Annotated in this window: 12 protein-coding genes; 4 read left to right on the top strand and 8 right to left on the bottom strand. The window is 54.4% G+C overall.

What is annotated here, in order from left to right:
• The first annotated feature begins 6 nt into the window (after positions 1 to 6).
• From P0D84_RS30010 to P0D84_RS30020, 3 genes are all read left to right on the top strand, one after another.
• Positions 7 to 1,446 (top strand): IS1182 family transposase, encoded by a 1,440-nt coding sequence (locus tag P0D84_RS30010; RefSeq protein ID WP_408342624.1) that lies wholly within the window; start codon positions 7 to 9, stop codon positions 1,444 to 1,446.
• Positions 1,447 to 2,303: 857 nt separating this feature from the next.
• Positions 2,304 to 3,293: a hypothetical protein gene (locus P0D84_RS30015; RefSeq protein WP_408342626.1), complete on the top strand. Its 990-nt coding sequence runs from the start codon at positions 2,304 to 2,306 to the stop codon at positions 3,291 to 3,293.
• 1,107 nt (positions 3,294 to 4,400) lie between these two features.
• The gene (locus P0D84_RS30020) at positions 4,401 to 5,894 is read left to right on the top strand and encodes a hypothetical protein (RefSeq protein WP_408342628.1); all 1,494 of its coding nucleotides are present in this window, start codon (positions 4,401 to 4,403) and stop codon (positions 5,892 to 5,894) included.
• Positions 5,895 to 6,573: 679 nt separating this feature from the next.
• Here P0D84_RS30020 and P0D84_RS30025 read toward each other — a convergent pair.
• The 8 genes from P0D84_RS30025 to P0D84_RS30060 all read right to left on the bottom strand — a co-directional run bounded on the left by P0D84_RS30025 (position 6,574) and on the right by P0D84_RS30060 (position 13,688).
• A complete protein-coding gene (locus P0D84_RS30025; protein ID WP_408342630.1) occupies positions 6,574 to 8,517 on the bottom strand; it encodes an alpha/beta fold hydrolase in 1,944 nt (647 codons plus the stop codon).
• A gap of 177 nt (positions 8,518 to 8,694) precedes the next feature.
• Positions 8,695 to 9,339, bottom strand: coding sequence for a hypothetical protein (locus tag P0D84_RS30030; protein WP_408342632.1), 645 nt, complete (start codon positions 9,337 to 9,339; stop codon positions 8,695 to 8,697).
• 134 nt (positions 9,340 to 9,473) lie between these two features.
• Positions 9,474 to 10,103 (bottom strand): prolyl hydroxylase family protein, encoded by a 630-nt coding sequence (locus P0D84_RS30035; protein ID WP_408342634.1) that lies wholly within the window; start codon positions 10,101 to 10,103, stop codon positions 9,474 to 9,476.
• 217 nt (positions 10,104 to 10,320) lie between these two features.
• Positions 10,321 to 10,989, bottom strand: a complete 669-nt coding sequence (locus P0D84_RS30040) for a hypothetical protein (RefSeq protein ID WP_408342636.1) — start codon at positions 10,987 to 10,989, stop codon at positions 10,321 to 10,323.
• Positions 10,990 to 11,309: 320 nt separating this feature from the next.
• Entirely contained in the window at positions 11,310 to 11,879 is a 570-nt protein-coding gene (locus P0D84_RS30045) for a hypothetical protein (RefSeq protein WP_408342638.1), read from the bottom strand.
• Positions 11,880 to 11,882: 3 nt separating this feature from the next.
• Positions 11,883 to 12,449 (bottom strand): papain-like cysteine protease family protein, encoded by a 567-nt coding sequence (locus tag P0D84_RS30050; RefSeq protein WP_408342640.1) that lies wholly within the window; start codon positions 12,447 to 12,449, stop codon positions 11,883 to 11,885.
• Between the two features lie 22 nt (positions 12,450 to 12,471).
• Positions 12,472 to 13,224: a hypothetical protein gene (locus P0D84_RS30055; protein ID WP_408342642.1), complete on the bottom strand. Its 753-nt coding sequence runs from the start codon at positions 13,222 to 13,224 to the stop codon at positions 12,472 to 12,474.
• A gap of 281 nt (positions 13,225 to 13,505) precedes the next feature.
• Entirely contained in the window at positions 13,506 to 13,688 is a 183-nt protein-coding gene (locus P0D84_RS30060; RefSeq protein ID WP_408346371.1) for a hypothetical protein, read from the bottom strand.
• 450 nt (positions 13,689 to 14,138) lie between these two features.
• Between P0D84_RS30060 and P0D84_RS30065 the strand changes: the two genes are divergently transcribed.
• Positions 14,139 to 14,270 carry a hypothetical protein gene (locus P0D84_RS30065; protein WP_408342644.1) on the top strand — a complete coding sequence of 44 codons (132 nt, stop codon included), beginning with the start codon at positions 14,139 to 14,141 and terminating at the stop codon, positions 14,268 to 14,270.
• Positions 14,271 to 14,307 lie beyond the last annotated feature (37 nt).

Genomic DNA, 14,307 nt, shown 5'->3' on the forward strand with positions numbered 1-14,307 from the left:
GGGCACATGAAGCGATTCGTTGAAGGCGAAGACCGTAAGCAAGCTGTCTTGCTGCCCGAGTATCTCGAGGACTATGTGTCCGACGACAATCCGGTGCGCGTAGTTGACGTCTTTGTCGATGAGCTTGATCTTCGTGGTCTCGGCTTTGACGGAACCGCACCTGCAGCAACGGGACGACCCTCCTATCATCCATGCGTTCTACTTAAGATTTACATCTACGGTTATCTGAATCGGATTCAGTCGAGTCGGCGCCTGGAGCGTGAGACCCAGCGCAACATCGAGCTTATGTGGCTAACAGGCCGCCTCTCGCCGGACTTCAAGACCATCGCCGATTTCCGACGCAACAATGGCAAGGCAATCCGCAATGTTTGCAGTCAGTTCATCGTGCTATGCCGAAATCTGGATCTTTTCTCAAAGTCGATAGTGGCCATCGACGGTAGCAAGTTCAAAGCCGTCAATAATCGTGATCGGAATTTCACTAGCGGGAAGGTCAAGGCGCGCCTGCAACAAATTGATGAAAGCATCGCGCGATATCTTTCCGCGTTGGAGACGGCAGACCGTACTCAATCGGATGTAGCTGAGGCGAAGACGAGCCGCATCGGCGACAAGATCAGCAAGCTCAAACAGCAGATGCAAGACCTCAAGGCGATGGAGCAGCGATTGCGCGAGTCGCCCGATGGACAGGTATCGTTGACTGATCCAGACGCGCGCTCAATGGCTACCAGCGGCCGGGGAACGGGAATGGTTGGCTACAACGTTCAGACGGCGGTTGATGATACGCATCATCTGATCGTGGCGCACGAGGTCACCAACGTAGGCAACGACCGTGCTCAGTTGACGAACATGGCTAGGCAGGCGCGAGAGGCTACAGGCATCAAGGAACTGACTGTTGTTGCCGACCGGGGCTACTTCAAAAGCGAGGAAGTCCTGCAATGCCATGAAGCGGGCATTACGACCTTCGTTCCCAAACCGCTGACGTCGGGCAAGAACGCTGAAGGCTACTTCGGCAAGCAGGATTTTATTTACGTTGCCAAAGACGACGAATATCTTTGCCCCGCCCAGCAGCGGCTCAACTGGCGTTTCACGAACATCGAGCATGGCATGACGCTGCATTGCTATTCGAGCTCAGCCTGTTCTACCTGTGGCATCAGAAAACAATGCACATCGGGCAAACAGGCTCGCCGGATAAAGCGTTGGGAACATGAGGCTGTCGTCGAGGAGATGCAGAAACGGCTCGACCAGAAGCCGGACATGATGCGCATACGCCGTCAGACTGTCGAGCACCCGTTCGGTACGCTGAAATTCTGGATGGGCGCGGCGCACTTCCTAATGAAGACACGCGAGCATGTCAGCACTGAGATGAGCCTTCACGTGCTCGCGTACAACCTCAAGCGCGTCATGGCGATCTTCGGCACCGGAACGGTGATGCAAAAGATGCGCGTCTAAGGCTGGGCTAGCATCAGGCCGGCCTCGTCGCCGCGCATTAGAGCGCCTAAGCACCTCGTTCTCTCACATAACAGTCAAGAAAACCAGCAACCGTTGGACGGACTCAGAGAGGTCGTCGGCGCGTGTCGGTGATCGTGTGCAATCGTCAATGCGTCAGCGTCGCGTTTTTACACAACCTGGACCCATTGAAGACGCTGGGCCACGATCCGCTCCAACGGCTCCTTCGAAGGGTTCAACAGCCCCATGGCCAGTCCTAGGTTGCTGTGACCTACGCTAACGTCCGCCTTGTTGAACCGCCAACGATCGTAGCCGACACTAATGAAGTCCCTGATCATGATCGAACTGTCGCTTCGATGCTGTGATTCAAGTGCGGCGTAATGGGCGCTGGCTTCCGATGCATCGAAGCGCCGCACCGGCCGGTCGTCGGCCCAGCTCAAAAGTTCGATTTTTTTGCCAGACTTGATATTTGCGATTGTTCCCCACGCACCAGCGAGATCTTCGCGATGGGCGCGGTATCGGCGCTAGCCTCGGGGTCTCTATTATGTTTCTGCGACGTATCGGAGCGCCACGGCTTTTCGGCGAGAACCGCGCAATTCACGCATCCAATATTGTTCGAGTCACTAGCGATGCCCGTTATTGGACAGTTGTCTCTTCAATAAGGCGGCATTAAGCCGGGCACCTGCATAAGCCGCCAAAAGCTAGCGGAGCCCGACAGAAAGTAGAGACTGCCATTTCGGTTCCCATCCTTTAGCCTAATCTGGAATTCCTGGTAGCTGCTCGACTGCACGTTTGCTTCCCCATCAAAATTCGCCGAAGTCTTTCAGTTTGAAATAATCGGGACACGCAGGAGAGGCCAGATGGAGCCTGATAGCCCAAACCAGAATGCCTCGGACAAGAAGCCGCTCGAGAATGAAAAAGAGCAGAAAGAAGAAGGTTCGCTTAGCGCGGCGAGGAAGACCTTTATTACTACACTGGTTGCAATCTGTCTCAATCCGGTGTCGGCTGCGGTGGGGTATTATATGAATCACATACTTCAAAAGCCGCGTCTGCAAATAGAATATGTAAGCGAAAACTATTTCGTGGAAAATCATAAGATTGGCGCGAAAATACTTGGCGAGTTGCAGAAAGACCAAAGACTGAAGGCAAGTCTTCGTGAGTCTTTGATGCGCGTGCAGCAACAGGGCGACCCCGACTGCCTGAGCTGGCTGGACGGGGCAGACTGGTCGGATGAATGCATAGACCGAGTCGAAAGTGTTGCGGCAGGAATAATGAATACCACGACTGTGGAGGTCGAGGCCCTCCAGTCTAATATCGATGCCCTAAAAGATTGGACCCCTCCTGCCCCCCTAAATTTAATCCCGAATGGCACGGTCCAATACGAACTGCTTACGATACAGGCACAAAAAGATAAGCAAGGCGCTATTAACATGCTTCAACGGCCATCTGAGGTCTTGTCACGGGAGGTGTCGGCGCTTAAAGATCTCGCTGGGATTTTCCCTTCTATGCGGCAGAGTGAGACTCCAAGAACCGGAGACTTAGAACTCGTTGTGGGCGTCTTGAATTCAGGTGACTCAGATGGTGTCATTGCGAACCGAGCGACGCTTACTTTCGACGGAAAAGAACTGTGGCTTCATCCGAAACCCGACGACACGTGGACGCCTATCAAAGCCCATGCTTTCCAAGAAATAAGATTCGCAGTTGGCGAGAGCGAACAGGACCCCGAGTTGCTCAAGGAGTGGAAGGCGGCAATTGTTGCAGGTAAGAAAATTGACATCACTGTCACGCTTAAGACTGGCGCGAACACTAACGGGCCTACGTCCGCGAAAACATTAGATCCGGCAAGTTAAGCGGTCGGCGGTCAACGTCCGGCGTAGAACAAAACACGTTCTTGATGCCTTTTAGCTCGTCATTCGGGCAACTGGCGTGCTAGTTGTTTTGACGACTTCAAAGCCGCAGCGAGCAATCCGCGACCCACAGGCGGTCCATGGGATCATTGAGATGCATCGAGGCGATTTCGGCGGCGGAGCCCGGCGCTCCGATGTCCCGTGACGATGCGAACCTGACGTTCGAGCGTTAGCTTGAATGGACGGGCGACTGACCGCTGGTGGCCGCGTGCCGCCTCACGCAATGCGCGTACTTACCCCGGCCTTGCACGACTGCGATCGGCGGCACGCGACCCGAAACAGTCGGTCGACTTACTCAATAGCAGTCGTTCACTAGCTCCGACGGTCGCCCGAGAAAGCAGATCACATGCGTCGCCCCGATCGAACACGGCGGCCGCAGCATGCCCGCCGGCCGATACACAAACACTGCTAGCCGGATTGAGCACCGATCTGATGGCTGCTCGACTAAAAAGCGACAAAGATGGTGGCCGAAAAAACCTCCGTTATCCGAGAGGTACAGATCTTCTAACGTCCACCGGAGAAGGCAGCGAAGGTCTGAGGTTGGCCGGTCGCTGCCTGACGTTGACCGGCGGCACACGACCGACCGTGTGAAAACGCAAAGGTACGGTTTTCGGGTGTAGGTAGGTTTACCTTTCCGAGATGCTGCCAAGCCGGCACGGCACGATCTGAAGCTTCGATTTTTTCGAACGCCACGTTCAGCGTGCGTTTTCAAGACGCCACTCACGAGTGCCGGGAGTTCGGCGCTAACCGACGACTGACTCTGTTTTTTAAAAAGTGATCCGCATTGGTGCACTGCGACAGGCGAGGTTTGTGGATTGACCGGTAGAAGCTGCGCCAGCACGTGTTAATGAGCTCGTTTTCGCCCACTCAGGGGCAGCCAATTGACGGTGTGCATCTCCGCGCGCGGGACCCTCACGCGAACAAGTTTGCCTTGCTCAATTTCGAGAACGTGTCGAGCTTGCCGCCAAGTAGAATGCGCGGATACGATGCCTTGCACTAGATATGATGGAGGGCATCGGCAATCGATACCGGTTTCGGGAGGATTCCCGCGTGAAAGAAATCACGGCGTCAATGTCCAGAACCTGGCTTGCACTGGTCGGTGCTAGTGCTTTGTTGCTTGCATACGCATGCCTGCCCGGAGACACGCGCGCTTACGAAGCCGCGCAAATCGAGGCGACAGCACTCGAATCCGTTGTAATGGCATTCTCGCTCGATGTTGACCTCAGCGAACGCTCCCTTACTCCAGGCATGGCCGACATTATTCAGTATGAGTCCGAGCGCGTCAGGCGCGTGGCAACGGAGTTCGCCGGTCGCTTCGGCATCGGAACACTTCACCGGCATCTCTATTTAGGTCCACTTTCGTATCCCCTGCCGGGATACAACTCGACCGTTTCGGAAATTCTAAGAGACTTGCACACAGCGCCAGTGCGATATGTACATGCTCCGACCGACGTTACACTTCGACACGCGTTCGACATCGTTACACGGCGGGACAAATCCTCGCCGACCCCTTTGTGCGTGCAGCCTGGTACGAATCCGAGTTCGTCTTTTCCGTGCGATAAACTGCCGCTCAACATGGAGCTGAGTAGAGTGTATGTCGAAGACGGATCTGAGCAGCCGCGCCGTGTCCCACAAGTGCAATTATCGGAAGAGAGCGTTAAGGTTTCTCACGATTGGGTACTACTTCTAGAATTTGTTCCTCTTCCAACAAATACCGACCAAGCCTCCAAAAGAATAATTTACGCGATAAAAATCGGCCATCTGGACACGACAATTGCGACAGATACGTTCGGCCCGGCGCAGCTCAAGAATGCTTTATCAAGCATTGCACTGCTCAGCAGGGTACGGCAGAACGTTCTGAGCCGTGCGGTCGACGAACTGCCACATTTGCTGTACCGCCTGCACCTGACCAGATTCGATGCAACTAGCTACGAAAACGACTTCCCTCATCTAAGACGGTTTATGAGCGACGTAGGATCAATGACGACATCGCAAGCTGCGAGCTATTTCAATGACAAAGGACGTGAAGCACGTCAAAAATTCTCTTTGCTCGGGCAGACGCTTGACGAGCGACTCTTTTCAATTGGTGGGCCGCTCTTTATACTTTCAATCTCTCTTTTTCTGCTATCCGAAGCTAAAATGCTGAACTCCGCGCTCGCGAGACGCCGAATTACGGATAACGGAGATTTCTCATCCAGTGAACTCTCACCCTGTTGGATCGGACTCGACAAGAACGGAGTTTCGCGCCTCATGACGGCCTCAAGCATTGCCTGGCTGCCAGTAATCGCAATCTGTGCGATTTGGACCCAGACGGATGGTCAGTTCGATGTGGGACAAACGACCACCCTTGTCATGGCGCTAGCAACGGCCGCCATTGGCGTCATGTCGTTGATTGAGTTGCGACGCTTGCGCTGCGCCTTGGACGGCGCATATGAGGTCAGGAAACTCAAGCGTCGAGGGGAAAGGCGAGCAGCGGTCCGGGAAAAATTGCGCACACGTAAGGCCAAGCGCGCGGCGCCGTCGCCATTCGACGATATATGCTGAAGACTAATCTCATTGGTAGGCTCCGACGTTTCTGACGTTTCACGTTTCCGACGTAACTGTCGCTGACGCGGCGCGCGGGTCCACCCTCCTATAACAGCCTGCGGTGTCGTCCTGCTGCCCCAAGCGCTGACGGTTTTGGCTGCTCCCTTGCCATACTTTAGATAACGCTCACGTTGCTAGGCTTCTGGGCGGCACTGCGATGACAAGCAGTGTGTTTCTAGCCCGCAGAAGACGGTCCTGAATGTTATGCAAAGGTTCCCTTAGGCGGTCCCTGTCTGTCGGGCGATCGGCAGCACACGACCGAGGCTGTGTGAAAACGCGTCCTGAATGCGCGCTCTAGAAAATCGACCCTTCAGATCGCGTTGTATTGGCCTAGCAGCAACTTGGGAAGGGTAAGACGACACCCGAAAACCGAGTACTTCTGCGTTTTCACACAGCCTCGACCCACTGCCGCCGTTCGACCCGACGCCGCCTCGACTGCAGCTTTCAAGGTACAACGGCCATTCGCTTGGCAACGTTGGCCGGCGGGTGCTCGGCCGGAGGTGCCATTTGCGCACTCGCACATCTCCTTAGCCGCGAACGGCCGCTCTGGAGAAGATCGAATGCTGGGTGCCGCCCCGTTCCGGCGGTTCGTGACTCTGTGCATGGCGAAAACAGGAACGGTGAAAGCTATCATCCTTCATTTTTGTGATTCAGTTTTTAATGTACGCTGGATGAATTCGCAAATCCGCCGAATCGCCTGCTCGTCATCATAGATTTTCACGTGATTGAATAAGGCATGCCCGTCTACCATCGCAGACTCCGACGGGCCTATTGGAAGCATTGAAATCGAAACAGTGCCAAGAACAGAATTCAAAAATTGCGTTTGATCGCACATCTGCTCCAATACACCAATAAAATAAAACACGCTGATGCGAAAAGCTCCGGCAATAAGCATGCTGATCATGCTCGCAAGGATTGCAGTTGCTGCCAAAAAAATTAGAATCAGAAATAATTTGAAACTGTAGTCCACCGCAGGAAAAATATAACCGCTGAAAACGACATAACCACGATCTCTCATTGTCGCGACTAAAGGTTTCAGGATCACCAATTTATCGGCGATTGAATTCAATACTATAAATCCGCTGACAGATGTGGCAACCAGTATCGAACACAGCTCCATGATTATCCACGGCAGCACCGCGAGAGCGTCGATAGCTTTAAACCTGGCACTTAACCACGCGATTGACAGAATTCCCAAAAACATCATTTGATGAAATATTGATAATAGGTTGATGACGACCGAAAGCGCCTGAAATGCTTCGTCCTGAGAATATGCAAGCACCAGAAAACTGGAAGGATCTCGAAAATTGCGTCTCCATTCGATATCCGGGTCAAAGGGCGGAAGCATTGCGAACATCTGCTCTCCCTTTCTCCAAAGTAAACCAAACAGCACGAACGGGCAAAAAAAAAGCAATGCAATCAGGGGAAATTGCAACCGCCCGAGGGTGGTTGCGAAAGGCAGAAGCTGTGGCTCGTCAGCTAAAAAAGCCGCTTTTTTTGCTGAAAATGCGATGTACGCCCATGAAAAAGAGCCCATGACGCACACGGCCTTCAAGTTACGTCGTATAAATCCAGGCAAGGCATCATAGATGTCACGAACATTGAAACGGCGGCCCGAACAAAGAAATGGGGTCGCCATGAGAATAATCTTTACGTTTCGCTGTTCTAATTGTGACAATGTCTCGAATGCACGAACCGCAATGTTTCCGCCATGGCTGTGCGCCAGAACGAATATCGGACTTGCACTGGAGCTAAGTGCTAGTCGCATTTCGTTTGCGAGCCGGTCGGCCGCTTCAAGTCGCGAGTTCTGTTTATTGGCACCCGACCAACAAAACCTCCTGAACTCAAGGACTTGGGTTACACGACTTCGTAGTGCGGTCACCAACTTCGATCTATCTGGAATTGCCCACAGTGAACGGGTGGCCCAAGTACCGTAAACCAGAAAAACGAGCGGCTTATCGGTTACTCGATCTAAGTCTTGACGGTTGGTTGCAACGAGAGACGACTGTACATCCTCCCGAGGCGGCTCGTCCTGAACAATGTCTCGCGTAAATCCGGGGCCGCTATCTTCAGGATCTTCCACGCTCGGAAAAGCTGCAGCGAAGTCTGTGAACGGCCGCTCCGCACTTGCTGCGTCGATTGAGGCCAAACTTTTCGCGACGACGTACCCGTTGATTGAAAGGTCGCAAACCCACTGGTCTAAAATCTTCGTTGTGCTCAACCGTACCTTTAGACGACAACGGACGCTTTTCCATGATATTGGGGTTACTACTCGCAACCTCTGTTCAGCAAGCAGTAGCGAGAGCGTCGCTCCGCGCCAATTTGCGAAAATACAAAGTGAAATAGCGGTTGTTTCTAGAAGTAGGGGTACCTCAGGCGGTATATGGATAATCCTTCCCAGCACATAGCAGAGACCTTGCGCGCCTAAAAGGTAGAACATCAAACTTTTGACGAAGAACAGAATTTTACTGAACCATGGAATCGGCAGCCGAATTCTGAGCAGCTTCCCAGGATCGAATCGAAGAACAGGTATCTCTCGAGGGATCATAATCTCCGTTAAAGGTATTTCTTGGGTATCCATTTTCCACGATGCTCCTTTTAACCATTGATCGCTTAAGATATTCTCAACCTTGAAAAAATATTTCCGCTTATCAACTTGTCGCCTAGTCACCTGGCTCTTTGCGCTATTGCTTTGAACCTTCAGTCGCCCTTACCTAGCGATCTTTAGGATAATTAGTTCCTGAATTTATTTTTGGATCTAGGGTTTTCCAGAGCTTGTTTTCGAACGGCGGTCTTCGGCGACCTGCTGCTCTGCCATCCTCGTTTTCACGATTACCTCGTCGAGCGTCGACTTATTTACTTTAACGTCTGGAGCCTGCGTTAATCGCTGCAACCATGCTCTAAGAAAGACCAGTTCAGACGCGTGGAAATCGGATGGGCTTTCGAATGGCTGCGGAGGTTGCGCGAGCAGGGCTGGGCCTGTGCCCGGCAGTCTATTTTTCAGGAATTCGTGCAGCTTTCGCTGGGTGTCAGGGTCGACGATCAGCCCCGCGCTCAGCAGAAAATCTAGATTGATCGCGGCCTTATCCGGATCGCCTGTCTTGATTACCTCCAGAATCCTCGCGTGTTCCGACTGCCTCGCTTCGAGGTCACGTCCGTACTTGGCGTTGATCAGTGCCACAGAGGCACTACCAATCGCTGCAAGTGACGCAGCAAAGATCGCAACGATTAACGGGTTACTCCATCTTGAGGTCGAGCTTGCATTCTGGTCGGACACAAGCGCTTTTTCACCGGGGTCTTGCACCCTCTCCTCGAGCGCAATTTCGCGGTCCAGACAGTCCTTTAAGGCTTCCCCCTCGGCCTGTTCAGACGCGGCATCGGAAGAATCGCTGGGTGTAACCATGTTCAACCTCGTAAGCGACAGAGTGCTAGACGTTACAACGCGTATCCGTGCCGTCCACCGAGGTGTCCATGCGAACGTTTCGCGAGTGCTTCAAGGCGCAATATGGCTTCGGTTTCTTCCATCACATCCGGCGGTCAGCTTTCCCGATACCAAAGCGTAGCCAGCCACTTTTCACCGTTCTGAATTGGACGACCAGCGTGCAAAGCTCTCGTGTCGGGTGTAAGCGTATCGCTCATGCAGTTCTCGAAAATCAGCACGGAGCCCTGCGTCGGCGTTACTGCTACGCCGAGCTTCGGGAAGACGGTTTGACCGCCAATGAATCCCTCGTTCATGTAAAGAAGAGCTGTGATCAGTCGTTGGCCTCGAGATTTCGTGCAACGCCTCCCGCGCTCCGTGTTCATGTCATAACCATCAAGGTGTTCCCGATACTCGTCGCCACGTCGGTATCGAATCACATGTAGCTGCTCGGCCCGCGTCGAGTCGAGCCCGACAAGTCCGGAGATCGCCTCGACGACTTTTGCCACGCTTGCATTGGCGTCATGGGGCAGCCACGCCGACTGCGCACTGCGCCCATCTTTCTGTACTCCGCCATTTTCACCACTTACCAAGGCCGGTCTCAACAACGGGACTGCCGAGTCAATGATCGATTGTGCATCCATCGCCGCCACAATACTTCTGTAAAGGATCAGGCGAGGGGTCGTGCTCAGAATCTCGCGAGGCTCTTGCTCCGCCTCGTGCGTAGCCGCAATGAATCCGTTTGCCATGTTAGTTTGAATATTTCCAGGCGCCTTTTCGTAAGCGCGATGCGCGCTGTGGGATGGGATCGCGCAGTTCGTCTCTTAAATGCTCACGGATCAAGCGTCCTTGCGTAACACTACAACCTCTCGACTTTTGCTTTCTCTGCAATCCTCTTCGTGCACGTTGGCGATTGCGAGGAGACCTTCTACCGTAGTCGATCTCGAAGTAGCCCGCCCTACATGCTCATCCCGGTCGCGGAAGCTCCGAAGTTCCGCCACCTTCCCACGAGAAATTGAGGAAGACATTCCACACAGTGATCGTTCTGGTACCGTCGGCAGCAACATTTACCCCGATCTGACCTGAAATATAAGTGCCTGCTGGCGCATCGGGAATTTGGTTCTGTGGCACGTTGCCTAGATAGGCGCCCAACGCCGGTGCAGTGATCGTCACCGACCTTGCTTCCACCAGATCGCCGTCATCTCCTAGATCGGATTCTGGCTCCGGTTCGGGTTCCGGCTCCGGTTCGGGTTCCGGCTGCGGTTCGGGTTCCGGCTCCGGTTCGGGTTCCGGCTGCGGTTCGGGTTCCGGCTGCGGCTCGGGTTCCGGCTCGGGTTCCGGCTGCGGTTCGGGCTCGGGTTCCGGATCTGGATACGGTCCCGGTGCAGGATCTGGGGGAAATCCAACGATAGGTGGGAGTGGATCTGGTACATTCTCCGGAGGCTGCTGCCCACCGATTGTGAATGTGATTCCCCCAGACGGGATTGACGGGCTGCCCGTCTGCGAAATCTGCAACGTGAAATAACCTTGAATGCTCGCTCCAGGAAGGCCTGGAACCGGTATGGAAGGCAACGTGATTTTTGCTGAACCGGCAGGTGGTCTATGCGCCATATCCATCCCCTTGCGTGGAAGCATTCATCAACCTTGGCAGTCTCTTTTCCATCGTATCCCTCTTTGAAGCAGGAATCTTCGACATCACGAAACAACCTTAGGAATTCAGAAGAGAATCCGCGAGGTCGATATACATCGTCTGTTCTACACCGCACAAAGGGTCGCGGTAGCGACGATGATTATCGCTGCCCACCTCTTCTTCATCGCTCAACGAGCTTAAATCCCGGTGGGACCGGGGCCGCCGATGTTGGTCATCGCAAGCGATTAGCTGCACTCGACTCCCCACCGCCGGCCAAAACCTCCGCCGCTATACAGGTCAAGAATTTTGCCTTTTCTCTCGGGTTTCAACGGTTGACCGCGCCAGACGTTGATTTGTGACGACGCAGTCGCTGACGGCAGCGCCTCAACAGTTTTATGAAGTCGGGCTCGGAAAAGGTCATGGGCTTCGGCCTGTCAGCAGAACCGACTCGCGTGGGGATGAAGACAGAATGCTCGGACATCAGCCAGAGCGCAGTGACGGACAGGCTGTGGAAAATCACAAAGCGCACTTCCAGTTCTGTGTTTTCCCGATTCGGCAATTGTTCTGCCTCGCGCAGTGCGCTAAATAGTGCTCGCGCGGCATCGTGTCCGCGAATGCTCAATGGCTTGCTAGAATGCTCCGGATTCGCGGGCAGGTCGAGGAGGGCTATTGGGCGGCCGTCGTCCAGAACGATTGCCCGGCGTCCTGACGGATGCACAAATTTCGTCAGTGAATTGCCAAGCCTTGCGCTGCGCCCGCTATAGACGGGGATCGGTTCTAGCAGCGAGAGACGTGACCCCTCAGGTACTGGCTCGCCAAGCTGACCGAGGGCCACGCGAACCTTACGGCCAAGCCCCTTGATGTCCGATGGATACGGTGTGACGCTGAAGGCCATGTCTCACCCTTTTGTGTAGTATGTGTCCGTCCAGCGACCGTCATTGCCGTTGAGATAATTCCCGTTGAGGTCGGCAATCGAATGAACGCTTTCCCCGTATAGCGGATCTGAAATGGCCACCGAACCGCCGGCCCCGTAGTCCATCGCATTGCGGACGATGACGAAGTGGCCTTGACCATTGTCCCACTCGATGCGGATGCATACTGGTGCCCCGATCCCGATTGCATTGATAAGGTCTGCGACCTGAACCTGATCGTTAACCGGGGAGCCATCGAGGTTGCCAGTGAAAGCGAATGCCTTGTCGAGGTCAAATGTGTCGTTGCAAGATTTCAGACTGCCGTTCTCGCAGCAGTTACCCGTGGGGAAGGCTTCCGATGCAAGGGCGCATTGACTCCATGGACTACCAATCGCATAAAAATAGGACACGGTCGACGCGACCGCTGCCCAACACCAGTAGGTTTGCTTCTGGTGCTGAACGCGAATGTTAAGGCCGGGCGGTTGCGGTTCGGCTGCGGCATCGTCGGCCGACATCTCCAGAGGATACGATTCAAGTCCAACTGGAGTACTCATGGCGCACCTTCGAAACCGATTATTACTTGAGGCATGTGTCCGCCTTCGAAGCGTTCTCGATGCCAGTTGTAGAAAACTTGACCACTTGACAAACGTTTATCAGGCCGCCTGTCACCTTGTCAAAAACAAGTCGGTATAGCCCCGGTGGCAGCACCGGGGTTTGGACAGGATTACCTTCACGGCCCCCACCCTTCTTAGAGGTGGTCGCCGAACCTGTGCCTCCCGATCCTCCACCGCCCTTTGCTGCCGATATCAGTGAGCCGATGGAGGCAAGCGTTTCAGCCGTCTTGCTATCGGCGGATCCGCTAATTGACGTCAACATCCATCCGTTCTGCAACGATGCGTTTAGCTGGGTTGAACCGATGCCGGGATGCTGTTGCAACACCATAGGTCGCGACATATCGGGAAGGTAGATAAGCTTTAGTCCATATTGTTTTGTGAACATGCTGAATGACGTATCTGAAGCGCTGCTTGGAGAAGTGCCACTGCCATCCTGTGAAGCGTTGCTTCCAGTCTGCGATTTGTTGTCACCGGAAGGTGCGGCGCCAGCTCCGCCTGCTCGCCCATTTGGCGTTGCCTGTTCATCAAGCGGCACCTCCGTGACGAGCAGATATGGCGCCGGCTGGTAGTATGGGATCCCATCGATCGCATTCGTCTTAGCTTGGCCCGTGGCTGGGTCGATAACTATTGCGGTGACAGAGGCACATCCAGCAAGCGCACAAATTAAGGCAAGCAGGCCGCTCGCCAGATAGATTCTCGACTGACCCCGACACATAAGGTGCTCCTTGACAGTTTGGGTAAGGCGAAACCTTCTCGCTGGCCCAGAGCACGGATGCGAGAGAACTGCAGTCTTGACGCAGGTGCCATCAATAAGGTCAGGACGGAAAGAAACGCCCGTCCGATCGGACAGTCTCCAAGCCTCTCGTTATTTTTGTTGAGTTTTTGTTGATCAGTTCAATCCTAGGAGATGGGCAGGATTGCCTATCGTTTTTATGAGGAATGTGTGCGGTGGCGAACACAGAGGGACGCCCGAAGCCCGACGTGGCACGGTACCGTTCAGAATGCTGGCAACGATGGCCGCGAGCACGGGGTGCCGCAGCAGCCGAGAACGTTCGGCGGTACGCAGCCCAGCTTCAGGTTCGCGTCTTCGAGTACTTTCTGGATGCGCTGGCGGTGCCGGGCGATTTCGCGGACCAACTGCTTGCTGCCGATCGCATGGTCTATGCGTAACTGACTCACGGTCAGGCTCTGCGGCTTAGCGCAGCCAAGCTTGCAGTGCAATACGTTCGTTCGTACAAAGCATCTGACGCGATCGTTCCAGGCGCCCCGCAAGATGCATTTTTCATAACGAAGCAAAGCGCTTACCGGGAAAACGATAATAAGATATCGGCCTGACTCTGTCCTACGCTCATCCTAAGCGATTCGACGTACGCATGACAACGTACTGTAAGGAACGCTGCGTGCGCGGTCCGACCGCGCGCAAGTCGCGACAGAGCCACGCGCACCAGTCAGGCAGCGCGCCGGCCTGATCACCATGGGCCGGTCACTCGAGCCATTGCCGACCTTCGATGCCTGTACGCCGTTCGAACGAGCGCGCCTAGTACGGTGTCCGGTGTATCGGCTTGGCGCGTGGGCCCGGTGATAACGACAGGCCATTCCCGGGACAGATCGCCGCGTTGGGGATGGCTCATGGCGCTGCTCAAGCAAGCGTTCTTTGCGAGGCAAGCGAAAACGTCGTCGTTTCAAAAGTTCGTCTGCGATAACCGCACGTTCCGGACAGACATCACCCTCAGTCTGGACTGGCGACATCTGCCGAACTGATACGGCGGATCATAAACCTTGCCCCCGACAAGAGCGA

Source organism: Paraburkholderia sp. RL17-337-BIB-A (assembly GCF_046025895.1).
GTDB classification, from domain to species: domain Bacteria; phylum Pseudomonadota; class Gammaproteobacteria; order Burkholderiales; family Burkholderiaceae; genus Paraburkholderia; species Paraburkholderia fungorum_C.